At 71.3% G+C, this 21,549-nt stretch carries 19 protein-coding genes; 10 read left to right on the plus strand and 9 right to left on the minus strand.

Annotated features, from left to right (window positions below; translation table 11 throughout):
• Positions 1-12: 12 nt before the first annotated feature.
• The 6 genes from OG782_RS33490 to OG782_RS33515 all read left to right on the plus strand — a co-directional run bounded on the left by OG782_RS33490 (position 13) and on the right by OG782_RS33515 (position 5,445).
• Entirely contained in the window at positions 13-390 is a 378-nt protein-coding gene (locus tag OG782_RS33490; RefSeq protein WP_406457498.1) for a DUF4440 domain-containing protein, read from the plus strand.
• 55 nt (positions 391-445) lie between these two features.
• Positions 446-1,489 (plus strand): S66 peptidase family protein, encoded by a 1,044-nt coding sequence (locus tag OG782_RS33495; RefSeq protein ID WP_406457500.1) that lies wholly within the window; start codon positions 446-448, stop codon positions 1,487-1,489.
• A gap of 123 nt (positions 1,490-1,612) precedes the next feature.
• Positions 1,613-2,344 (plus strand): FadR/GntR family transcriptional regulator, encoded by a 732-nt coding sequence (locus tag OG782_RS33500; protein ID WP_406457502.1) that lies wholly within the window; start codon positions 1,613-1,615, stop codon positions 2,342-2,344.
• A gap of 166 nt (positions 2,345-2,510) precedes the next feature.
• Positions 2,511-3,278 (plus strand): (Fe-S)-binding protein, encoded by a 768-nt coding sequence (locus OG782_RS33505; RefSeq protein WP_406457504.1) that lies wholly within the window; start codon positions 2,511-2,513, stop codon positions 3,276-3,278.
• Positions 3,275-4,816, plus strand: a complete 1,542-nt coding sequence (locus OG782_RS33510) for a LutB/LldF family L-lactate oxidation iron-sulfur protein (protein WP_406457506.1) — start codon at positions 3,275-3,277, stop codon at positions 4,814-4,816. Before OG782_RS33505 ends, OG782_RS33510 begins: the two co-directional genes overlap by 4 nt.
• Positions 4,813-5,445, plus strand: a complete 633-nt coding sequence (locus OG782_RS33515; RefSeq protein ID WP_406457508.1) for a lactate utilization protein C — start codon at positions 4,813-4,815, stop codon at positions 5,443-5,445. Before OG782_RS33510 ends, OG782_RS33515 begins: the two co-directional genes overlap by 4 nt.
• Positions 5,446-5,489: 44 nt before the next feature.
• Here OG782_RS33515 and OG782_RS33520 read toward each other — a convergent pair whose 3' ends face one another.
• From OG782_RS33520 to OG782_RS33545, 6 genes are all read right to left on the minus strand, one after another.
• Positions 5,490-7,391 carry a DUF2264 domain-containing protein gene (locus OG782_RS33520; protein WP_406457510.1) on the minus strand — a complete coding sequence of 634 codons (1,902 nt, stop codon included), beginning with the start codon at positions 7,389-7,391 and terminating at the stop codon, positions 5,490-5,492.
• Positions 7,388-8,428: a hydroxyacid dehydrogenase gene (locus OG782_RS33525; RefSeq protein ID WP_406457512.1), complete on the minus strand. Its 1,041-nt coding sequence runs from the start codon at positions 8,426-8,428 to the stop codon at positions 7,388-7,390. The genes OG782_RS33520 and OG782_RS33525 overlap by 4 nt, the downstream gene beginning before the upstream one ends.
• Positions 8,429-8,464: 36 nt before the next feature.
• Positions 8,465-9,340: a carbohydrate ABC transporter permease gene (locus OG782_RS33530; RefSeq protein WP_406457514.1), complete on the minus strand. Its 876-nt coding sequence runs from the start codon at positions 9,338-9,340 to the stop codon at positions 8,465-8,467.
• Positions 9,337-10,332 (minus strand): carbohydrate ABC transporter permease, encoded by a 996-nt coding sequence (locus tag OG782_RS33535; protein ID WP_406457516.1) that lies wholly within the window; start codon positions 10,330-10,332, stop codon positions 9,337-9,339. Before OG782_RS33535 ends, OG782_RS33530 begins: the two co-directional genes overlap by 4 nt.
• Positions 10,333-10,410: 78 nt before the next feature.
• Positions 10,411-11,772, minus strand: coding sequence for an ABC transporter substrate-binding protein (locus OG782_RS33540; protein ID WP_406457518.1), 1,362 nt, complete (start codon positions 11,770-11,772; stop codon positions 10,411-10,413).
• A 102-nt stretch (positions 11,773-11,874) separates the two neighbouring features.
• Entirely contained in the window at positions 11,875-13,065 is a 1,191-nt protein-coding gene (locus OG782_RS33545; protein ID WP_406457520.1) for a substrate-binding domain-containing protein, read from the minus strand.
• Positions 13,066-13,203: 138 nt separating this feature from the next.
• On the opposite strand from OG782_RS33545, the gene OG782_RS33550 reads away from it, so the two are divergent.
• Positions 13,204-13,974 carry a sulfite exporter TauE/SafE family protein gene (locus OG782_RS33550; RefSeq protein ID WP_406457522.1) on the plus strand — a complete coding sequence of 257 codons (771 nt, stop codon included), beginning with the start codon at positions 13,204-13,206 and terminating at the stop codon, positions 13,972-13,974.
• Between the two features lie 54 nt (positions 13,975-14,028).
• Here the strand turns inward: OG782_RS33550 and OG782_RS33555 are convergent, their stop codons facing one another.
• Together OG782_RS33555 and OG782_RS33560 are read right to left on the minus strand one after the other, a co-directional pair.
• Positions 14,029-15,558, minus strand: coding sequence for an amino acid permease (locus OG782_RS33555; protein WP_406457524.1), 1,530 nt, complete (start codon positions 15,556-15,558; stop codon positions 14,029-14,031).
• 71 nt (positions 15,559-15,629) lie between these two features.
• The gene (locus OG782_RS33560) at positions 15,630-16,637 is read right to left on the minus strand and encodes a hypothetical protein (protein ID WP_406457526.1); all 1,008 of its coding nucleotides are present in this window, start codon (positions 16,635-16,637) and stop codon (positions 15,630-15,632) included.
• A gap of 320 nt (positions 16,638-16,957) precedes the next feature.
• Here OG782_RS33560 and OG782_RS33565 point away from each other — a divergent pair, with 320 nt between their 5' ends.
• From OG782_RS33565 to OG782_RS33575, 3 genes are read left to right on the plus strand one after another with little or no spacing between them, the layout of a single operon-like run.
• Positions 16,958-18,391 (plus strand): FGGY family carbohydrate kinase, encoded by a 1,434-nt coding sequence (locus OG782_RS33565; RefSeq protein ID WP_406457528.1) that lies wholly within the window; start codon positions 16,958-16,960, stop codon positions 18,389-18,391.
• 19 nt (positions 18,392-18,410) lie between these two features.
• The gene (locus OG782_RS33570; protein WP_406457530.1) at positions 18,411-19,823 is read left to right on the plus strand and encodes an NAD(P)/FAD-dependent oxidoreductase; all 1,413 of its coding nucleotides are present in this window, start codon (positions 18,411-18,413) and stop codon (positions 19,821-19,823) included.
• Positions 19,820-21,049 carry an FAD-dependent oxidoreductase gene (locus OG782_RS33575; RefSeq protein WP_406457532.1) on the plus strand — a complete coding sequence of 410 codons (1,230 nt, stop codon included), beginning with the start codon at positions 19,820-19,822 and terminating at the stop codon, positions 21,047-21,049. The genes OG782_RS33570 and OG782_RS33575 overlap by 4 nt, the downstream gene beginning before the upstream one ends.
• A 143-nt stretch (positions 21,050-21,192) precedes the next feature.
• On the opposite strand, the gene OG782_RS33580 is transcribed toward OG782_RS33575, so the two are convergent.
• Positions 21,193-21,516, minus strand: a complete 324-nt coding sequence (locus OG782_RS33580) for a hypothetical protein (protein ID WP_406457533.1) — start codon at positions 21,514-21,516, stop codon at positions 21,193-21,195.
• Positions 21,517-21,549 lie beyond the last annotated feature (33 nt).

Here is a 21,549-nt window from a genome sequence, read left to right on the forward strand (position 1 = left end):
TAGGGTCTGCGCATGAATGGACGCGACGAGGACGAACGGGCCGTGCGGGCCGCCATCGACGGTGAGCTGAAGCTGCTCGATCCGGACGTACGGGCGTCACCCGAGGCGGTGACCGAACTCCTCGACCCGGAGTTCACCGAGTTCGGCGCTTCCGGGCGGCGCTACGACAGGACGTCGATCCTGGCCGTCACTTCCGCCGTCGACGAGGGCGCCCCCGACCCGAGTGCGGTCACCGAGATGTCCGGCGTCCGGCTGGCCCCGGACCTCGTCCACCTGACATTCGTCTCGGAGATCAACGGGCGTCGTGTCAGGCGCAGTTCGCTCTGGCGGCGGACGGATTCGCGCTGGCGGATGTACTTCCACCAGGGCACGCCCACCGGCACGTCGTAGCCCGTCGGCGGATATCCGGCGGACAGTGCGGCAGTGTGCTGATTAGGCTCACCGGATGACGGCACCCCGCTATCCCTCCAAGCCCCGGCCCGGCGACCGCGTCGCCGTGCTCTCCCCCTCGTCCGGGCTCCCCGGCATCCTGCCCCTGCCGTACGAACTGGGCCTGCGCAGAATCCGCGAGGACTTCGGACTGGAGCCCGTGGAGTACCCGGCGACCCGGAAGATGGGTTCCACCCCGCAGGAGCGCGCCGCTGACATCCACGCGGCCTTCGCCGACCCGACGGTCAAGGCGGTCTTCGCCAGCATCGGCGGGGACGACCAGATCACCGTCCTGCCCCATCTGGACGGCGAACTGCTGCGCGCCCACCCCAAACCGTTCTTCGGCTACAGCGACAACACCAACCTGCTGGTGTTCCTCGACAACCTCGGCATCGTCGGCTACCACGGCGGATCGGTGATGGTCGAACTCGGACGCCCCGGCGCCCTGCACGCGCTGACGGCCGAGTCGTTGCGGGCGGCGCTGTTCACGCACGGAGAGCACGAACTGTCCCCGGCGAAGGAGACCGGCGGCGTCAACGGCCGTTGGGAGGACCCACGCACCTTCGACGCCGAACCCGGCATGCTGCCCGCCGGTGGATGGACCTGGCACAACGCCGGACGGGTCGTCCAGGGGGCGAGCTGGGGCGGCAATCTGGAGATCCTGTCCTGGATGCTCATGGCCGACCGGGAGATCCGTCCGGCCGCCGGGTACGAGGGCCGGGTGCTGTTCCTCGAAACCTCCGAGGACATGCCGAGCGCCGATGAGGTGTACCGGATCCTGCGGAACATGGGGGAGCGCGGACTCCTGCGCCGGTTCCCCGCCCTGCTGATGGGCCGCGCCAAGAACTGGTCCTTCGAGCAGCCCCTCGACCCCGAAGCCGGGGAGCGCTACCGAGAGCGGCAGCGCGAGGCGGTGCTGCGCGCCCTGAGCGAGTACGCCCCCGGGATGATGGCCGTCTTCGACGTCGACCTCGGCCACACGGACCCGCAGCAGGTCGTCCCGTACGGCGGACAGGTGCGCGTGGACGGCGTGGCCCGCCGCATCGTGGTGACGTACTAGGGTCGCGGGCCCTCGCTCCGGGCGTTCTTTCTGGTCCGACCACATGCCGTGTGTGACATAGTGGGAGATTCGGACAAGAGCGGTCGGCAAGGGAACGGCTGCGGCCGGGACAAGGGGTGGCGGATGCCCGTCGAATGGCAGCCCGTACGGCAGTCGCGCACGCATGAGCTGGTGCTCCAGAGCATCGAGCAGCGGGTGTTCGCCGGCGACCTCAAGGCCGGCGACCGGCTGCCGCCCGAGCGGGAGCTCGCCCCGGTCCTCGGGGTGAGCCGGTCCGCGCTGCGTGAGGCGCTGCGGGTGCTGGAGACCATCGGCGTGCTGGTGGCACAGCCGGGCCGGGGCCCGGACGCCGGGGCGCGCATCGTCCGTAACCCCGACGACGCCCTCGGGCGGCTGCTCCGGCTCCACTTCGCCCTCGACAGCTACAGCCTGGAGGACGTCCTGGAGGCACGCGTCACCCTGGAGCGGGCCGGCTTCGAGGCTGCCGCGCGGCACGCGTCCGCGGCGGATCTGGACGAGGCCGAGGCGCTGCTCGTACGGATGGGGGCGCCGGACGTCGACGTGCCCGAGTTCAACGACCTGGACACCCGGTTCCACGTCCAGATCGCCCGGAGCTCCGGCAACGCGCTGACCTCCACGCTGACTTCCGCCGTCCGCGAGTCCGTCCGGCCGCTGATCCTGCGTGCCCTGGAGGCCGCCGAGGACTGGCCGGCCACCGCCGCCGCGCTCAACGCGGACCACACCGAACTGCTGCGCCTGGTGCGGGCGGGTGAGGGTGCGAAGGCGGCCGATCTGGTCGAGGCGCACATCCGAGGGCTGCACGGAAAGCTGGTCGACGAGAAGGCCGCCGGCTGATCATGACCTGAGCCGTCGTGGTGCCCTTCGGGGGCGCCGCGGCGGCTTTCGTGTGTTCGGGCACGGGTCCGCCGGTGCTGCCCTCTTCCTCGTTCCGGCTTGAGGATAGTATGGTCGGACCATAAAACGCACTGATCATCACGCCGAGAACTGATCGGGGAGACCCATGCGCATCGGACTCTTCGCCACCTGTCTGGGAGACACGCTCTTCCCGGAGGCGGTGAAATCCACCGCGGTGCTGCTCGCCCGCCTGGGCCACGAAGTGGTGTTCCCGCCGGGGCAGACCTGCTGCGGCCAGATGCACATCAACACCGGCTACCAGCGCGAACCCGTCCCGCTGGTACGCAACTTCGCCGAGCAGTTCGGCGACTCCTCCATCGACGCCGTCGTCATGCCGTCGGGATCGTGTGCCGGTTCGGTCCGGCACCAGCACGGACTCGTCGCCGAACGCTACGGGGACGCGGCCCTGCGCGCGGGCGTCGCCACCGTGAAGGCGAAGACGTACGAGCTGTCGGAGTTCCTCGTCGACGTGCTGGACGCCACCGACGTCGGCGCGTACTTCCCGCACCGGGTCACGTACCACCCCACCTGTCACTCCCTGCGCATGCTCAAGGTCGGTGACAAACCACTGAGACTGCTGCGGGCCGTCGACTCGATCGACCTGGTCGAACTGCCGGAGGCCGACGCCTGCTGCGGATTCGGCGGCACCTTCGCCCTGAAGAACGCCGACACCTCGACCGCGATGCTCCAGGACAAGATGAGCAACATCGCCACCACCGGCGCCGCCGTGTGCACCGCCGGCGACTCGTCCTGCCTGATGCACATCGGCGGCGGGCTCTCCCGGACCGAGTCCGGCACCCGCACCCTGCACCTGGCCCAGATCCTCTCCGCCACCCGCACCTCGCCGCACGTCCTGACGGAGGCCGCCCGATGAGCAGCACCTTTCTCGGCATGCCCGCGACCCCGCCCCGCTCCCCGTACGGCACGGGCAATCTGCGCGGCGACCGGAAGTTCCCCGCAGCCGCCCATGACGAACTGGGCAACGAACAGCTGCGCCGCAACCTCGGCAGGGCCACCCACACCATCCGCGCCAAACGCCTCAACGTCACCGGCGAGCTGCCCGACTGGGAGGAGCTGCGCGACGCGGGATCGGCCATCAAGACCGACACCATGAACCGGCTCCCCGAACTCCTGGAAGAGCTCGAGCGCAAGGTCACCGAGCGCGGCGGCACCGTCCACTGGGCGCGGGACGGCGGCGAGGCCAACGAGATCGTCGCGCGGCTGATCAAGGAGACCGGCAGCAAGGAGGTCATCAAGGTCAAGTCGATGGCCACCCAGGAGATCGGTCTCAACGAGCACCTCGAATCGATCGGCATCACCCCCTACGAGACGGACCTCGCCGAGCTCATCGTGCAGCTCGCCCACGACAAGCCCTCGCACATCCTGGTGCCCGCGATCCACCGCAACCGGGACGAGATCCGGGAGATCTTCCTCAAGGAGATCCCGGGCGTCGACCCGTCCCTGGACAACGTCCCCGCCCATCTCGCCGCCGCGGCCCGCGCCTATCTGCGCGAGAAGTTCATGACGACGAAGGTGGCCGTCTCCGGAGCCAACTTCGGGATCGCCGAGACCGGCACCCTGTCCGTCGTCGAGTCGGAGGGCAACGGCCGGATGTGCCTCACCCTGCCCGACACCCTGATCACCGTCATGGGCATCGAGAAGGTGCTGCCGCGCTACCAGGACCTGGAAGTCTTCCTGCAACTGCTGCCGCGCTCCTCCACCGGCGAGCGGATGAACCCTTACACGTCGATGTGGACCGGAGTCACCCCGGGCGACGGGCCGCAGACCTTCCACCTGGTGCTGCTCGACAACGGACGCACCGCGGCCCTCGCGGACCGGATCGGCCGCGAGGCGCTCAACTGCATCCGCTGTTCGGCCTGTCTCAATGTCTGCCCGGTGTACGAACGCGCCGGCGGCCACGCCTACGGCTCGACCTACCCCGGACCGATCGGCGCCGTCCTCACCCCGCAGCTCGCCGGAATGCACGCGGCCAAGGACGACCCCAACAGCTCGCTCCCGTACGCCTCCAGCCTCTGCGGAGCCTGCTTCGACGCCTGCCCCGTCAAGATCGACATCCCGTCGCTGCTGGTCGAACTGCGCCACCAGCACACCGAGCAGTCCGGCACCACGGCCGAGCAGCTCGCCATGAAGGCGGCAGCCGGCGTGATGAAGAGGCCGAAGCTCTTCACAGCCGCCCAGAAGGCGTCCGGGCTCGGTCGCGTCCTCGCCGGACGGGACGGGAGGATCTCGCATCTGCCGCCGCCCTTCAACGGCTGGAGCGACAGCCGGGACACCCCGGCCCCGCCCAGGGAGACCTTCCGTTCCTGGCTGGCCTCGGACGAGGGCGCGGCGGCGATGCGGAGCGCCGCCGATGAGTACACGCGCAACCAGCAGCAGGAGGAGGAGAAGTGACGACCGCTCGCGAAACGGTGCTCGGACGCGTCCGGGACGCCCTGGCCCTCGCCCCCGTCACCGCCACCCCCGTGCCGCGCGCCTACCGCACCGGCCGCACCCTCCCCGACGACGAGCGACTGGCCCTGTTCACCGACCGGCTCGTCGACTACAAGGCCCACGTCCACCCCTGCACCGCCGACCGCACGGCCGAGGTCGTCGCCGAGGTGCTGCGCGAGCGGGGCGCGCGCCTGATCGGAGTGCCCGCCGGACTCGACCCGCAGTGGCTCGCCGCCTACGACGGCGAGGTCCAGCAGGACTCCGCAGGCATTCCGGCGCCGCGACTGGACGCCCTTGACGGGGTCGTCACCGCCTCGGCCGTCGGCTGCGCCGAGACCGGCACGATCTTCCTGGACGGTTCGTCCGGCCAGGGGCGGCGGGCCCTTTCCCTGGTGCCCGACCTCCATGTCTGCGTCATCGACCTGTCGGCCGTGGAGGTGGGGGTACCGGAGGCGGTGGCCCGGCTCGTGCCCGAGCGGCCGACGACGCTGATCAGCGGGCCGTCGGCCACCTCCGACATCGAACTCGAACGCGTCGAGGGCGTGCACGGCCCGCGCACGCTCGCGGTCGTGATCCGCACGGACGCGTAGGGCGACGGGCGGGGGTGCGCCGACGCGCACCCCCGCCGGCATTGTCATCCGTGGGTGACGGTGACCGGTCCGAAGCCGATACGGGTCGTCGCCGCGTCCTCGGACCAGCACACCTCGACCGTGTCCCCGTCGACGTTCACCCCGCTCACCACCGCGTCGAGCGCGTCCGCGTCCGGCTCCGTGCTCAGCGACGCGAGCGACACCAGCACCACCGTGCCCTCCGCGTCCGCCGCCAGCCGGGGCAGCACCGCCCAGCGCGTGTACGCCGTGCCCTGCGGGGCCCGAACCTCGTCCCGGGACTCCCAGCCGTGCAGCCCGTGCAGCGCGGACGTCACCGCGGAGCCGGGACCGGTCGCCCAGCCCGTCTGTTCCACCCGGGCGCCGTACGGGGCGCCGAGCACCCGGTGCACCCGCAGTTCGTACCGGCCGCGGGCCACGGTCACGCTCTCCACCCGCAGCCCCGGCACCATCGGCGCACCGCCCTCGAACACCGGGCGGTGCCAGGACGCCGCCCACCCCCAGCCGTCGCCCCCGCCCGTACCCAGCGGACGGACGGCACGGCGGCCGCTGCGGTTCCCGGCGACGACCACGGCGAGGTGGTTGTCCGCCGTGTTCGCCCGCGCGGTGGGACCGGTGACCGTCGAGTACGCCTGACGGCTGTACAGCGGGTCGTCCTGAACCGCCGACTCACCCTCGTGCGGCCGGACATGGTCGCTGCCGTGGTTGTGCAGCCGTACGATCCCGTCTGCCCGCGTCGACTGGACGAGCAGCCCCGGCGCGGGCAGGGCGAGCACCCGGTCGGGCCCCTCGCTCGGCGCGGGCTCCTCGGTGGCCGTCCACAGCGGGTGGTCCGCCGGGGCCAGCAGGGAGACGAAGGCCTTGGACGCCCAGTAGGGGGAGGCCGGACCGGAGTAGGGCTGGAGTGTCGCCTCGTGCGGTCCGTGCCAGCCCAGACTCAGCAGCCCGTCGGTACCGGTCGCGCCGCGGTCCAGGAAGTAGCGCAGCGCCCCGCTGATCACCCGGCGGGACGCGCCCGGCGTGAGCGGGGTGTGCCCCGTGAGGGCGCCGAGCCCGACCGCCGAACCGGCCGCGAACCGGTAGGACAGCGAACGGCCGAAGTGGATCGGCGCACCGTCCCCGCCGAACAGCAGCGAGAAGCTCTCCAGATGCTCGCGCAGCCGTGCCCCGTAGTGCGCGGACAGCTCCGCGTCACCGGACAGATGGGCGTCCAGCACGGGGTACAGGTGCAGCGCCCAGCCGTTGTAGTGGTCGAACGCGCGGCCGTCGCCGTCCGCGTACCAGCCCTGACCGCGGTACCAGCTCTCCATCAGGTCCTGTGCCCGCTCCCGGGCACGAGCCGTCTCCGCGTCCCCGCGGCCCACGGACTCCAGGAATCCGGCCACCGAATAGGGGAACAGATACCAGTTGTTCGGCGCGGGAGTGTGCCGCAGGGAGCCGCGCAGCCACTCCTCGGCGCGGTCCTGGACCGCCGGGTCCAGCCGGTCCCAGAGCCACGGCCGGGTGAGACGCAGCCCGATCGCGACCGAGGCCGACTCGACCATGGGCTGGCCGAACACGCTGTGGTCGAGGATCAGCGGCCAGGACTCGGCGTCGTCCCGGCCCGGGGTTCGGGTACCGGCCGTGAGCCCGTCCGCGTAGCGGTCGAGCCAGCCGTGCGGGTCCTTGCCGTCCGCGCCGGCGACCCGGAAGGCGGCGGCGAGGAACGTGCGGGCGTAGCCCTCGAGGCCGTCGGAGCGGACCCCGGAGCCGGAGGGCCGTCCCGGCAGATCGAGCAGTGCGCTGCCGGGGGTGGCCCACTGCCAGGCGGCCTTCAGGAGCCCGTCCGCGGCCGCTTCCCAGTGCGCACGGGTGTAGCCGGTGACCGGGCTCGCGCTCCGGTCGTCGGCGGGGAGCTCCAGCGGGGAGTCGGGGTGCGGTGCGCTCATGCGAGGAACGCCAGCCTTTCGCGTCGTACGGGATGGGCGAAGCCGTCGCCCGCGGTCCAGCGTTCGGTCTCGCCCACCGCCAGGTCGACGAGCCGCTGCCACTCATTGCCCTGGGAGCCCGCGAGATGCGGGGTGATCAGGGCGTTCTCGCACTCCCACAGGGGGTGCCCGGCCGGCAGTGTGTCGGGGTCGGTGACGTCCAGGACCGCTCGGATGCGGTCCGTTCTCAGGACATCGACGAGCGCGTCCTGGTCGACGACGGCGCCCCGTGAGGTGTTGAGGAGGACGCCGTCCGGACGCATCGACATCAGCAGGTCCCGGCTGACGAGCCCGCGCGTCGCGGGCAGCAGCGGTGTGTGGACGCTCACCACGTCGCTCTGCGCGAACAGTTCACCGAGCCCGGCCGGCCGGACGCCGAGTTCGGCGGCCTCCGCATCGGAGACGTACGGGTCGTGCAGCAGTACCCGCACGTCGTAGGGGCGCAGCAGTTCGATGACCCGGCGGCCGATGAGCGAGGCGGACAGGATGCCCACGGTCCGGCCGTAGTTGCCCAGGGTGGGCGAGGTGGTCAGCGAGTCGTCGCGGCGGCGCTCCGAGCGGTAGGCATGTGCCCGCTCCAGGACTCGTTTGCCGGAGAGCAGGATCATCGCGACGGTGTACTCCGCGACCGGCAGGGCGTTGGCGGCCGCGGCCGACGACACCTCGATGCCGCGCTCCCAGCAGGCGTCGGTGATGTGCCCGCGGACGGAGCCCGCGGTGTGGACGACCGCCCGCAGCCGGGGCGCCGAGGCGAGCGCCGCCGCGTCCAGGGGCGGACAGCCCCAGCCGGTGACCAGGAGTTCGGTCCGGGCGAGTACCGCACGGGCGCGGTCGGTGGTGAAGTCGTCGAGTACGGGCAGCGGTGCCAGGTCGCACACCTGAGAGAGCGCGGCCAGTGACCGGGCGTCGAGCAGGGCGTCGGCGGTGTCCGGTCGCATGGCGACGGCGGCGCGCGGCCGTCGTCCTCCGGTGGGCGCGAGGGGGATGGTGCCGGTCATTCTTCTCCTGATTCCGGAGGGGAGTGCGGGGTACGGCTACTTGACGGCGCCCGCCGTGAGGCCCGACTTCCAGAAGCGCTGGAGCAGCGCGAAGGCGAGGATCAGCGGCAGGACCGCGAGCAGCGAACCCATGATCACCACGGGGTAGTACTCGGGCGATACGGTGGCGGCGCTGTTCCACGTGTACAGACCGAGGCTGACGGGATACAGGTCCTGGTCGGAGAGCATCACCATGGGCAGGAAGAAATTGTTCCAGATCGCGGTGAGCTGGAAGAGGAACACCGTGACCAGACCGGGGCCGAGCATCCGCAGCGCGACCCGGAAGTACGTGGTCAGTTCGCCGGCCCCGTCCACCCGGGCCGCTTCGAGGACCTCGTCGGGTACGTAGCCCTGGCTGAAGATCCGGCCGAGGTACACGCCGAACGGGTTGAAGAGCACCGGGATGAAGACCGACCAGAAGGTGTTCACCAGACCGGTGCCGGACGCCATCAGATAGAGCGGCAGGGCCAGTACGGTCTGCGGCACCATGACAGCGGCGAGGACCAGGCCGAACAGCTTCTCCTTGTGCGCGAAACGGTACTTGTCGAACGCGTAACCGCAGGCGATGCTCACCAGCGCCCCGAGCCCGGCGCCGAGCACCGCGTACAGCAGGCTGTTGCCGTACCACCGTGTGTACAGACCGCCGTCCATCGCGAACAGGTCCTTGATGTTCCGCGCGAAGGAGAAGTGGTCGAGCGACAGGACGTCGCTGCCGAACAGCGCGTCCCGGTCCTTCGACGCGGCGAGCACCAGCCACAGCACCGGCAGCAGTGTGTACAGCACGGATATGCCGACGACCAGGTTGACGACGGAGCGGCCGAGCAGCCGGGGCCGCAGGACGGAGGCGGTGCGGGTGGGAGCGGTCGCGCTCATCGGGCGTCCTCCTCGGCGGCGTTGGAGCGGTTGGTCCAGCGGGTGACGCCGTAGGAGAGCGCGATCGTGCAGACCAGCAGGACGACGGAGGCCGCGGCGGCCAGGCCGTAGTTGTTACGGGTGAACGCGGCGTCGTAGATGTACATGCTGGGCGAGAAGCGCGAGCTGATCATCGGCGTCGCCTGGCTCATCAGCATCGGTTCGGTGAACAGCTGCAAGGCGAAGATGAGGGTGAACATCGCGACCATCACGACCGAGGAACGCACCAGGGGCGTCTTGATCCGGAGTGCGGTGCGCACCGGTCCGGCGCCGTCGACGACCGATGCCTCGATGACCTCGCGCGGCACGGCTTGCAGAGCGGCGTAGAAGACCACCATGTTGTAGCCGAGGTTGCTCCACAGGGCGATGTTCACGATCGAGGGCACCACTGTGTGCACCCCGAGGAAGTTGACCGTGATGTCCGCCTTGCCGAGCAGGTCGATCACCGGGCTCAGCCCCGGTGTGTAGAGGTAGAGCCAGATGACGGCGGCGATGATGCCGGGCACGGCGTGCGGCAGGAAGAGCCCGAGCTGGGCCCAGGAGCGCAGCCGGACCACGCCGGAGTCCAGCAGCAGGGCCAGCGCGAGCGCGCCGGTCACCATCAGCGGTATGTAGATCAGGCAGTACAGGACGACGGTGCCCAGGCCGCTGAGGAAGGTCGGGTCGGTCAGTACGGCGGTGTAGCTGCGCAGTCCGACGAAGACCGTGCGTTCCGGGCCGAAGCCGAGCCCCGGCTGGTCGTCGCTGAAGAAGCTGAGCCAGACGGCGGTGGCGACCGGGATCAGGAAGACCGTCACCAGAAGGATGAAGAAGGGGGTCATCAGGGCGCCGGCCGCGCCGAGTTCACGGCGGCGGGCCGTCTTTCGGGCGGTGCGCGGGGACGTGGTGGGTGCCGGCGCCGTCGCGGAGACGTTCACGGGGGCGGAAGCCGGTGTGGTGACTGGGCTGGTCATCGGGTGTCACCTGCCTCTCTGCTGCTGGGAAGGGGGACGGACGGCGGTTCAGCTGCTGGGAAGGGGACGGACGGCGGTTCAGCTGCTGTGCTCGGTGGTGGACAGGCCCAGCGCCCTGAGGTCGGGCATGGTGCCCCGCTGGGCCGCGCGCACGGACTCGAGCAATGAGCCCTGGCCACCGCTCACCCGGGCGAAACCGTCCTGCATGACCTTCAGCGTGGCGGTCATCCGGGGTCCCCAGGTCCAGCCGTCCCGGATCTTGTGCGCCTCCTGCTCGTACAGGGTGTAGATGTCCTGGCCGCTGTAATAGCTGCGGTCGAAGGCCTCGCGGTAGACGTCGACGAGTCCGGGGACGGCCGGGTACTGGCTGCTGGCCCCGCTGGAGAGCCGGGCCCGCAGCGCGTCCGGGTGCGAGACCTGCCACTCGATGAACTCCAGCGCGGCCTCCGGGTGCTTGCTGCTCCTGGTGACCGCGAAGGTGGATCCGCCGTGGGTGCCGAGCACGGCATCGGCCGGGTCCCACTGGGGGAGCGGCGCGATGGCCCACTTGCCCTTCTGCCCCGGCCGGGCGTTCATCTGAGCCCCGGCGTCCCAGGCGCCGCTGAGCCGGACCAGCACCTGGCCGTTGCCGACCTGGGCGTCGTACTGCCTGCTGTCCACGGGTGTCATGAAGACCAGGTCCTGGTCGATCAGCCGCTGCCAGTACGCCGCCACTCGGCGGCTCGGCCCGTCGGTGAGCGAGACGTTCCAGGCACCGTGGCGGGTGTCGAACCACTGGGCACCGGCCTGCCAGGAGAGCCCGGCGAACTGCGGCCCGCCGTCGGTGGCGAAGGCCGCCAGCCGCCGGCCGGGCGCCTTGCCGCGCACGGTACGGGCCGTTTCCTCGAACTCGTCCCAGGTGCGCGGGACTTCGATGCCGTAGGTGTCGAAGAGGTCGGTGCGGTAGTGCATCACCATCGGTTCGACGTCGAGCGGGATGCTGAAGACGCGCTTGTCGAAGGTGGTCAGCCCCAGGGCCTGCGGCAGCAGTTTGGCCCGTAGCCCGTCGCTCATCAGGTCCGTGAGTTCCAGGGGGACTCCGTCGATGGCGAAGCCCGGGATCTGGGGGTACTCGATCGTCGCGACGTCGGGGGCGTTGCCGGCCCGGGAGGCGTTGCTGAGTTTCGCGTATCCGCCCTGCCCCCCTGAGGGGATCTGCTGGAAGTCGACCTGGATCGTGTCGTGCGTCCGGTTGAACGCGTCCACCACTTGCTGGCTCCCGCGCAGGGCGGACCAGAAGGTGATGTGCGTGGCGTTGCGGCCGGCCTTGCTGCTGACGGTGCTGGTCCTGCTCGTGCTGTCCGGTCCCGATGCCCCACCGCTGCAGGCGCTCAGTGCGCCTGTCAGCGGCAGTGCGGAGATCGTGGCGAGCACGGATCGACGACTGTGTCGACCGGGCATGGGTGCCTCCCGCGGCTCCTGAATGAAGACACGGGGAATCCTGATCGGCTGATCGGTAGCGGTCAATACAACGCTCAGAAGAAAATTGAAGCGGTCAAACGATCAGTCTGTGGTGAGGGTGAGTTCCTGGGCCGATCCACGGATCTTCAGCTCGGGCAGCAGCTCCGTCCTGCGCACCGGGCCGGTCGCCCCCGAGGCTCCTGACAGCCGGTGCAGCAGCAGCTCGGCGGCCGCCCTGCCGACGTCCGCCTTGGGCGGCGCCACCGCCGTCAGCGGTGTGCTGCCCAGGGCCGCGACCACATCGTCGTACGCCACCACCGAACAGTCCCGGGGCACCTGCACCCCGCTCTCCGCCAGGCGTTGCACGAGCATGAGCGCGTCCACGTCGCCGTGCAGCACGGCGGCCGTGGCGCGGCGCTCGCGCAGCAGCGCGGCGAGGTCCGGCGCCGGCCCGGCGTGCTGGGCCTCGTCCGGTTCGTGGTCCGGCGCCGTCCCCGCGCGTTCCGTCCCCGCGTGCTCCGTCGCCTGCGGGCGGGGGCCGGGCAATGCGTCCGGGGAGCTCAGCACCACCGTCCAGTCCTCCACCTCGGGCCGGGCCGCCGCGATCTCGGCGAAGGCGGCCCGCAGACTGCGGGCCGTCGGGCTGTCGTCGCGGGCGGCGAGCACGATGCGGCGGTGCCCCAGGGACACCAGGTGCTCCACGGCGAGATGCGCCCCGTACCAGTGATCGGAACAGACGGAGTCCAGTGCGTGCAGAGCGCCGCCCGGCCGGGGCCGCCGCTCCATCAGCACGGTCGGCACCCCCACCTCGGCCAGCCAGCCGTAGTCCAGCTCCTCGGAGAGCCTGTTGCGCCACCGCGGGGCGATCAGGAGCCCGCGTGCCCCGTCCGCCAGCGCGCGCTCCACCAGCGGACGTTCGCTGCCGGGCGTCTGCGCCGAGATGTGCAGGGCGATCCGGATCCCGGCCTCCTCCAGCACGGTCCGGGCGCCGTGCAACGTCTCGTACAGGTACGAATGCCGCTCCGGTACGACCAGGGCGACCGCTCCGCCGTCCCCGGCCGGCTCACCGCCCCTCGGCGCCGGAACGCCCGCGGGCCGTACCGGGTCCTGCAGCGGCCTGGCCACGCCGTGCCCCCGCCGCAGCCGCCCCGCCCGGGTCAGGTCCTCTACATCCCGGCGCACCGTGACCACGGAGACGTCCAGTTCGGCCGCGAGCGCGCTGACCTTGACCGCCCCGCGCGACTCCACCACCGCCAGAATTCGCTGACGCCTGAGTTCAACCGGCTCCCGCATGCTGCTGGCCCCCTCGCCGTACCGCTGTGCGTTGTGCGTTTGAACGCTTCGTGTGAGCGCTTGGAGCGCAGCATAACCATGCCGCCGCCCGGGGCCTCGGCAGGCCGAAAATCATAGGGATTACGATCTGTCCCTGGTATGGACACCCTCACACTCTGGCAACTGGCGGCGCTGGCCGCGGCATCCGCACTCGTCGGCTTCTCCAAGACGGCCGTCAGCGGCGCCAATACGATCAGTCTCGCGGTCTTCGCGGCGGTGCTCCCCGCCCGTGAGTCCACCGGCGTGCTGCTCCCGATCCTGATCGCCGGAGATGTGCTCGCGGTACTCGTCTACCGGCGCCACGCGCACTGGCCGACCCTGCTGCGGCTCTTCCCGGCCGTCGCCGTCGGCGTGGTGGCGGGCACGCTGTTCATGATGTGGGCCGGCGACGCCGCCGTACGGACATCGATCGGCGCGATCCTGGTCCTCATGGCGGGCGTCACGCTCTGGCGGCGCCGCACCGCGGAGGCGGGCGGGGAGCCGGCGGACGGGGCGGGCCCGCCGACCGCGGCCGAGCGGCTCAAGGCCCGCTCGTACGGGGTGCTCGGCGGTTTCACCACCATGGTCGCCAACGCGGGCGGCCCCGTCATGTCGCTCTATCTGCTGTCCGCCGGGTTCCGCAAGCTCGGCTTCCTCGGCACGTCGGCGTGGTTCTTCCTCATCGTCAACACGTCCAAGGTGCCGTTCAGCGTGGGACTGGGGCTGATCGACGCACAGTCGCTGCTGCTGGACGCCTGCATGCTGCTGTTCGTGCTGCCGGGAGCCTGGATCGGCCGCACCTGCGTGGACCGGATCGACCAGCGGCTCTTCGAGCGCCTCGTCATCGGCGCGACCGTGCTCGGCGGGCTCCAGCTGCTGCTGAACCCGTGACGGCCCCTCCGGATCGCGGGGATCCGGAAGGGCCGTATCGGGGCGGGGCGCCGGTCAGACGATGCCCTCCTCGATCTCCGCCTGCTCGCGGGCGTTGCCGTACGCCGACGGCGTACCGTACGAGCGACGCGCCACGAACCACCACACGGTGGCCAGGACCAGCACGGCGACCAGCGCGATCGACGCGTAGTTCATCGAGTCGATCGTCACGGGTGACCTCTGCGGCAGCAGGAACAGCACGGTCACGAGCGCGACCCACACCACGGCGATCCAGCCGACCGGCTTCGACCAGCGGCCCAGGTGCCACGGCCCGCGCTCGAACCGGTCGCCCGCGCGCAGCTTCAGGAAGATCGGGATCGCGTACGCCGGCGTGATGCCGATGACGTTGATCGCGGTCACCGCGCCATAGGCGGTGGCCGAGTACAGCGACGGCAGGGCGAGCACCCCGGCGACGACGACCGACAGCCACACCGCGTTGACGGGCGTCTGGGTGCGGCCGCTCACCTTGCGCCACAGCGAGGACCCCGGCAGCGCGTTGTCCCGGCTGAAGGCGAACACCATCCGGCTGGTGGCCGCGACCTCGGCGTTGCCGCAGAACAGCTGCGCGGCGATCACGATCAGCAGCATCGCGGTGGCGCCCGAGGTCCCCAGCGCGTCGATCAGGATCTGGGCCGGCGGCACATCGGTGGCGCTCTCCTGGGCGCCCTTGTAGTCCTGGATCGCGAACGTCAGCCCGGCCAGCAGCACGAAACCGGCCAGCCACGAGACCCAGATCGACCGGACGATGCCGCGGGGCGCGGAGACCGAGGCGTCCGAGGTCTCCTCCGACAGGTGGGCGGAGGCGTCGTAACCGCAGAAGGTGTACTGCGCCAGGAGCAGACCGATCGCCGCCACGTAGAGCGGGTTCTCCCACCCTGTGTCATTGACGAATTCGGTGAAGACGAACGACGGCGACTGGTGGTGCGCGGGCACGATCGCCAGCACGGAGACGATCACCCCGACACCGGCCAGGTGCCACCACACACTGATCGAGTTGAGCACGCTGACGAGCCGCACACCGAACAGGTTCAGCACGGCGTGCAGCAGCAGGATGCAGACAAAGATGATCATCGTCTTGCCCGGTGTGGGAGTGAAGCCCCACTGCAGATTCATCAGCGCGCCGGTGAACAGCGCGGCACCGTAATCGATGCCCGCGATGGCGCCCAGCAGCCCCAGCAGATTCAGCCAGCCCGTGTACCAGCCCCACTTACGGCCGCCGAGCCGGTCCGCCATGTAGTACAGGGCCCCGGACGTCGGGTACGCGCTGGTGACCTCGGCGAGCGCCATGCCGACGCACAGGACGAACAGACCGACCCCGGCCCAGCCCCAGAGCATCACCGCCGGCCCGCCCGTGGACATGCCGAAGCCGTACAGGGTCATACAGCCGGACAGGATCGAGATGACCGAGAAACTGATGGCGAAGTTGCCGAAGCCGCCCATGCGCCGGGCCAGCACCGGCTGGTAGCCGAGTTCGCGCAGCCGCTGCTCCTCGTCCTTGGGCGGGGCGGCCTCGGCGTCCTTCTGGGTCGAGGTGGACAGGGACATGGGAAATCCTCCGTAATGACGAGCGGTGAGGGGTAAACGGGAAACGGAACCGGCGGGGGAGCAGAACGCACTCAGCCGTGCGGCCCCCGGCCGGGATCACGGGCGGCGGCGAGGGCGCGGCTGCGGGCGCGCAGGAACACTTCCTCGGCGCCGCCGGGGTCGTTGGGCGTGCGGGTACGGTGCGCCCAGGGCAGCGAGGTGAAGTAAGGGCCGAGTTCCTGGAACACGGGAGCGGCGTCGGCGAACTGGAGCGCCCCCCACAGGGCGTGCGCCAGATGGTTGAGATCGAGCAGGGTGTGGCCGGCCGGGGGCGTGCGGCGGAACCAGATCTCGAGCGCGCGCAGGGCCTCGCGCTCCGCGTCCTCGGTGACCCAGTGCAGGTCGAGCGCCTTCTCATGGCCGCGCTCGCGGCGGTAGCGCTCGGCCCGCACATACAGCGGAAGCACATGGAGCGCCGATCCGTCGGGCGCCGAGGACGCCGCCCACTGAACGAAGTTGACCGCCTCGGAGAGAGAACCGCGGGCCTTGCGCGCGTACACGAACTGGAGCATCCGGTGGTAGGCCTCGCGGTTGTACGGATCGCGTTTGTCGGCCTCCGCCAGCAGCCCCCACGGCCCGGGGAAGAGCATGGGACCGGGCGGATGGAGCCGGTGCTCCTCCAGCCGCTGGAATTCGTCCAGCTGGGACAGGGCCAGCAGACACACCCATGGCACCGGGTCCGCGGGCGAGGCGTTGGCAGCCGTACGACAGGCCTCCCAGGCCTCCTGCCACAGTTGCTGCCCGCTGCGATGCCCCGAGCGGTGGGCCCGGACGGCCTGCTCCACGGTGACCCGGGCGCGCATCACGAGGGCGGGGACGCTGCGGGGCTCCTCGGTCAGCCAGGCCTGGACCGCATCCGATCCCGCGGCGACCGCGCCGAGTACCTGGGTGCGCTGGGTCCACAGAGTCCAGTCCGGGGTGCTCTCCAGCAAATTGCGCATGGAGAGCCAGCGGCCGGTGCGTAAGTCCTGTAACGCCGCGCGGAGTTCGTTGTCGTGGCCGGCCGGATGATAGACCGGCCGGAAATCACTGTTGGCCATGTATGGGCTCGGTACGGGGTATTGATCTCATCGGTCCTCGTGGGCGTGGGGGGCGAAGCAGCTGTTGAAATATGAACTGCCTTAAAGCGTCCGCTTGTTGCTCGGCGGTGAGTGTAGAGCCCCTGGCGCCGAACTCCGGAACGAATCGTGGATCTTATTCAAGTCATGTGTGTAAAGCGGATGTTGAGTATGGATGTGTGGTTCCGGGCGCTGGCCCTGAGGGTGCTTGACGTAGCCACTGGGCTGCACCACGCTGGGGTCCCGCGTAGAAAGATCACGATTCCGTTCAAGCCCCGGGCTTGCGTATGGCTGGAGATCCGATGACAGGCCCGGTGCTCGCCGTGGATCAGGGCACCTCGGGGACGAAGGCCTTGGTGATCTGTCCCGAGCGGGGCGTGATCGGTTCCGGTTCGGCTCCGGTCCGGCCCCGGTACGGCTCCGGCGGAGTGGTCGAGGCGGACCCCGCCGAGCTGCTCGGATCGGTCGTCGAAGCCGGCGGACGGGCCCTGGCCGAAGCGGGCGAAGCCGTTGTCGCCGTCGGTCTCGCCAATCAGGGCGAGACCGTACTCGCCTGGGACCCGGAGACCGGACGCCCGCTCACCGACGCGATCGTCTGGCAGGACCGGCGGGCCGAGCGTATCTGTACCGAACTCGCCGGACACGAGGACGAACTGAAGCAGCTGACCGGGCTGCCGCTCGACCCGTACTTCGCCGCCCCGAAGATGGCCTGGATCCGCCGCGAACTGACCCGGGAAGGCGTCGTCACCACCAGCGACTCCTGGCTCGTCCACCGGCTCACCGGTGCCTTCGTGACGGATGCGGCAACCGCCGGACGCACCCAGCTGCTCGACCTCGACCGTGTCGGCTGGTCACCCGCCGCCCTGGACATCTTCGGCCTGGGCGACGAACGTCTGCCGGCCGTGGTCGACGCGGCCGGATCCTTCGGCACGACGACCGCGTTCGGCGGGGAGCTCCCGCTCACGGGCCTGCTGGTCGACCAGCAGGCGGCCCTGCTGGCGCAGGGCGCCCTGGAGCCGGGCGCCGCCAAGTGCACGTACGGCACCGGCGCGTTCCTCCTCGCCCAGACGGGGCACGTGCCGCGCCGCGGTTCCACCGGACTGGCCGGCTGTGTGGCCTGGCGGTTCGGCGGACGCACCAGCTACTGCCTGGACGGACAGGTCTACACGGCCGCCTCCGCCGTCCGCTGGCTGACCGACCTCAAAGTGATCTCCGGCGCCGCCGACCTCGACCCGGTCGGCGGCGGCGTCCCCGATTCCGGCGGCGTCACCTTCGTACCGGCACTCGCCGGTCTCGCCGCCCCCTGGTGGCGGGGCGACCTGCGCGGCTCGATGACCGGCCTGGGCCTGGACACCTCCGCGGGGCACCTGGTGCGGGCCCTGTGCGAGGGCATCGCCGCACAGGTCGTCGAGCTCGCCGACGCGATGGCCGCCGACCTCGGCTCACCGCTGTCCGCCCTGCGCGTCGACGGCGGGCTGACCCGCTCCGCACTGCTCATGCAGACCCAGGCCGATCTGCTGCAACGGCCCGTCGAGGTGTCCGCGCTGCCCGACGTCACCGCGCTCGGCGTCGGCGCCGCGGCCAGGATCGGCCTCGATCCGGGACTCACCCTCAGCGAGGCCGTCCCCGGCCGGCCGCCGGCCGCGGTGTACGAACCGATGATCGGGCCCGACGAGGCCGCCGAACGCCGCGGCCGGTTCCGCACCGCCGTGGACACCCTCCTGGCACAGTCATGACGTACGTCCGGACCGTCCGATGACACAGACCGTCACGAGGGCCGGGGAGCCCCTGCCCGACGGCCCGCCCTACGACGTCACGGTCATCGGCGCGGGCGTGGTCGGCACCGCGATCGCCCGCGAACTGGCCCGGTACCCCGTCCGCACCGCCCTCGTCGAGGCGTCCGACGACATCGGCAACGCCACGTCCAAGGCCAACACCGCGATCCTGCACACCGGTTTCGACGCCGTGCCCGGTTCGCTGGAGGCCCGCCTCGTACGCGAAGGACGGCAGCGCCTCGCCGCGTACGCCGCGGCGACGGGCATCCCCGTCGAACGCGTCGGCGCCCTCCTCGTCGCCTGGGACGACGAACAGCTCGCCGCGCTCCCCGCACTGCTGGCCAAGGCCGAACGCAACGGCTACCACGCGGCCCGGCTGCTCGACGCCGACGAGGTCGCCGAACGGGAACCCCACCTCGGCCCCGGCGCGCTCGGCGCTCTGGAGATCCCCGACGAGTCCGTGATCTGCCCCTGGACCACCCCGCTCGCCTTCGCCACCCAGGCGGTCCGGGCAGGCGTTCACCTCCACCTGGACTGCCCCGTCCAGGACATCGAGAACGGCGCCGGCGTCCACACCCTGACCACCGGCCGCGGCCCGCTGCGCACCCGGCACCTGATCAACGCCGCCGGACTGCACGCCGACGAGATCGACCGCCTGCTCGGCCACGACGCCTTCACCGTCGTACCCCGCCGCGGCCAGCTGATCGTGTTCGACAAACTCGCCCGCGACCTGGTCCGTCACATCCTGCTCCCCGTACCCACCGCCGCCGGCAAGGGCGTCCTGGTGGCACCGACGGTCTTCGGGAACGTCCTGCTCGGCCCCACCGCCGAGGATCTCGACGACAAGACCGCCACGGAGTCCACCGGGCAAGGGATCGCCGGGCTGCGGGAGAAGGGCCGAAGGATCCTGCCCCGGCTGCTCGACGAGGAAGTCACGGCCGTGTACGCGGGACTGCGGGCGGCCACCGGCCACGAGGACTACCGGATCAAGGAGTACCCGGACCAGCGCTACATCGCCGTCGGCGGCATCCGTTCCACCGGGCTGACCGCCTCCATGGCCATCGCGGCACACGTCACCGCACTCCTCGCCCGCACCGGCCCCGGCCTCGGCGAACCGGGCGAACTGGCGGCCCTCACCATGCCCGGCCTCGGCGAGAGGGCCGACCGCCCCTACCGGAGCGCCGGACTCATCGCCCGGGATCCCGCGTACGGCACCCTCGTCTGCCACTGCGAACGCGTCTCCGCCGGCGAGATCCGCGACGCGCTGGCCGCCACGCTGCCGGCGCGCTCGGCCGGGCAGCTGGCCCGCAGGACCAGGGCCGGGAACGGCCGTTGCCAGGGCTTCTACTGCGGGGCCGCGATCCGCGCACTGATCGAGGGGGCCCGGCCATGACCCGCCACGAGCGGACCGTCGACGTGCTGATCGTCGGAGCCGGCCCGGCCGGACTGGGCGCCGCTGCCGCACTCGCAGCGTCCGGCGTACGGCGCGTGGAGGTCCTGGAACGAGAACAGACCGCAGGCGGCATTCCGCGCCACTGCCACCACGGCGGATTCGGCAGCCGCCGCACGACCGGTGACCTGAGCGGCCCCGCGTACGCCCTGCGATGCGTGGCCGCGGCGACGCGGGCCGGAGCCACCGTGCGCACCGGCATCACCGTCACCGGCTGGGCCGGCCCCCGCACCCTCGACGCCACAGGACCGGGCGGGCTCGAACGGATCACCGCCCGCGCCGTCGTCCTCGCCACCGGCGCCCGTGAACGCCCCCGCAGCGCCCGGCTCGTCCCCGGCACCCGTCCGGAGGGCGTCTACACCACGGGGGAACTCCAGCAGGCCGTCCACCTCCACCACCAGCACATCGGCACCCGCGCGGTGATCGTCGGCGACGAACCCGTCAGCATCGCGGCGGCGGACACCCTGCGCGCGGCCGGGACCGAGGTGGTCGCCCGGGTCACTTCGCATCCGCCGGAACCCCTCTCCGCGGTCCGGCCGCGCCACGGAGCCCCGCTGCTCACCCGGACCACCGTCACGGGCCTCACCGGCCGCGGACGGCTCTCCGGCGTCGAGGTGCGCCACCAGGACGGCCGCACCACGACCCTGCCGTGCGACACCGTGGTGTTCACGGGCGACTGGATCCCCGACCACGAACTGGCGCGGCGCGGCGGGGTGCTCCTGGACCCCGGCACCCGCGGCCCCGCCCACGACGCGGCCTTCCGCACCGGTGAGCCGGGAGTCTTCGCCGTGGGGAACCTGCTGCACGCCGTGGAGAGCGCGGGCACCGCGGCCGCCGAGGGCCGGGCCCTGGCCGCCCCCGTACTGCGCCATCTGGCCACCGGCGCCTGGCCCGAGGGCCGTCCGGCGCTCGCCGTCGCCGCGCCGCTGGAGTGGATCGCACCGAACCTGATCGGACCCGGCGCCGGGCCGCCCCCGGACAACCGCTTCACCCTGCGCACCGGACGGCGGCTGACCGCCCCCCTGCTCGTCGTCCGTCAGGACGGCCGGCTGCTGCACCGCCGGCGCCTGCTGCTTCCCGCCCGCCCCGGCCGGCCCTTCCACCTGTCCGCCGACTGGCTGGACCGGGCCGATCCGGGAGGCAGCACGGTACGTATCACCGTCGAATGACGGTGGCACGGTACGTATCACCGTCGAATGACGGGGCGCACTGGAGGACGGGACGGGGACGTCGGCTGTATCGCCGTCGAGTGCCCGGGAGTTCAGGGGATCGCTGTACGGACGGTGCGTATCTCCGTCGAACGGCCGGGCGTTCAGGGAATCAGGAGCCAGTCCGAGCCGATCGCCGCGACCAGGCCGATCCCCAGGAGCCAGCTGCCGAGACGGGTCCGGCCGTTCCTGCTCAGCTCGATCACGATCCCGCAGAGGATCAGTGCCAGCCCGTACACCCCGACCACCAGGACGGAGGACCGGCTCGCGATCCGCAGCCCGAGGACGACCGCCATCGCCGCCATACCGACCGAGGACAGGACGATGCGCAGCCGTCTCGCCTGGCGCGGTGTCAGTCTGCGGTCGTCGGTGTGTTCGGGGGCGGATATCGCGGCGTCCACGGCCTGGTCCTGGTCAGAAGTGCTCATGACGCCGGATCGTAATGGCTTCGCGTGGCCCTG

The organism is Streptomyces sp. NBC_00876 (assembly GCF_045207435.1).
GTDB lineage: Bacteria > Actinomycetota > Actinomycetes > Streptomycetales > Streptomycetaceae > Streptomyces.

Coding starts and splice junctions, on each gene's coding strand:
- OG782_RS33490 (WP_406457498.1), top strand. CDS start 13: ATGAATGGACGCGACGAGGACGAACGGGCCGTGCGGGCCGCCATCGAC.
- OG782_RS33495 (WP_406457500.1), top strand. CDS start 446: ATGACGGCACCCCGCTATCCCTCCAAGCCCCGGCCCGGCGACCGCGTC.
- OG782_RS33500 (WP_406457502.1), top strand. CDS start 1,613: ATGCCCGTCGAATGGCAGCCCGTACGGCAGTCGCGCACGCATGAGCTG.
- OG782_RS33505 (WP_406457504.1), top strand. CDS start 2,511: ATGCGCATCGGACTCTTCGCCACCTGTCTGGGAGACACGCTCTTCCCG.
- OG782_RS33510 (WP_406457506.1), top strand. CDS start 3,275: ATGAGCAGCACCTTTCTCGGCATGCCCGCGACCCCGCCCCGCTCCCCG.
- OG782_RS33520 (WP_406457510.1), bottom strand. CDS start 7,391: ATGAGCGCACCGCACCCCGACTCCCCGCTGGAGCTCCCCGCCGACGAC.
- OG782_RS33525 (WP_406457512.1), bottom strand. CDS start 8,428: ATGACCGGCACCATCCCCCTCGCGCCCACCGGAGGACGACGGCCGCGC.
- OG782_RS33530 (WP_406457514.1), bottom strand. CDS start 9,340: ATGAGCGCGACCGCTCCCACCCGCACCGCCTCCGTCCTGCGGCCCCGG.
- OG782_RS33535 (WP_406457516.1), bottom strand. CDS start 10,332: ATGACCAGCCCAGTCACCACACCGGCTTCCGCCCCCGTGAACGTCTCC.
- OG782_RS33540 (WP_406457518.1), bottom strand. CDS start 11,772: ATGCCCGGTCGACACAGTCGTCGATCCGTGCTCGCCACGATCTCCGCA.
- OG782_RS33545 (WP_406457520.1), bottom strand. CDS start 13,065: ATGCGGGAGCCGGTTGAACTCAGGCGTCAGCGAATTCTGGCGGTGGTG.
- OG782_RS33550 (WP_406457522.1), top strand. CDS start 13,204: ATGGACACCCTCACACTCTGGCAACTGGCGGCGCTGGCCGCGGCATCC.
- OG782_RS33555 (WP_406457524.1), bottom strand. CDS start 15,558: ATGTCCCTGTCCACCTCGACCCAGAAGGACGCCGAGGCCGCCCCGCCC.
- OG782_RS33560 (WP_406457526.1), bottom strand. CDS start 16,637: ATGGCCAACAGTGATTTCCGGCCGGTCTATCATCCGGCCGGCCACGAC.
- OG782_RS33565 (WP_406457528.1), top strand. CDS start 16,958: ATGACAGGCCCGGTGCTCGCCGTGGATCAGGGCACCTCGGGGACGAAG.
- OG782_RS33570 (WP_406457530.1), top strand. CDS start 18,411: ATGACACAGACCGTCACGAGGGCCGGGGAGCCCCTGCCCGACGGCCCG.
- OG782_RS33575 (WP_406457532.1), top strand. CDS start 19,820: ATGACCCGCCACGAGCGGACCGTCGACGTGCTGATCGTCGGAGCCGGC.
- OG782_RS33580 (WP_406457533.1), bottom strand. CDS start 21,516: ATGAGCACTTCTGACCAGGACCAGGCCGTGGACGCCGCGATATCCGCC.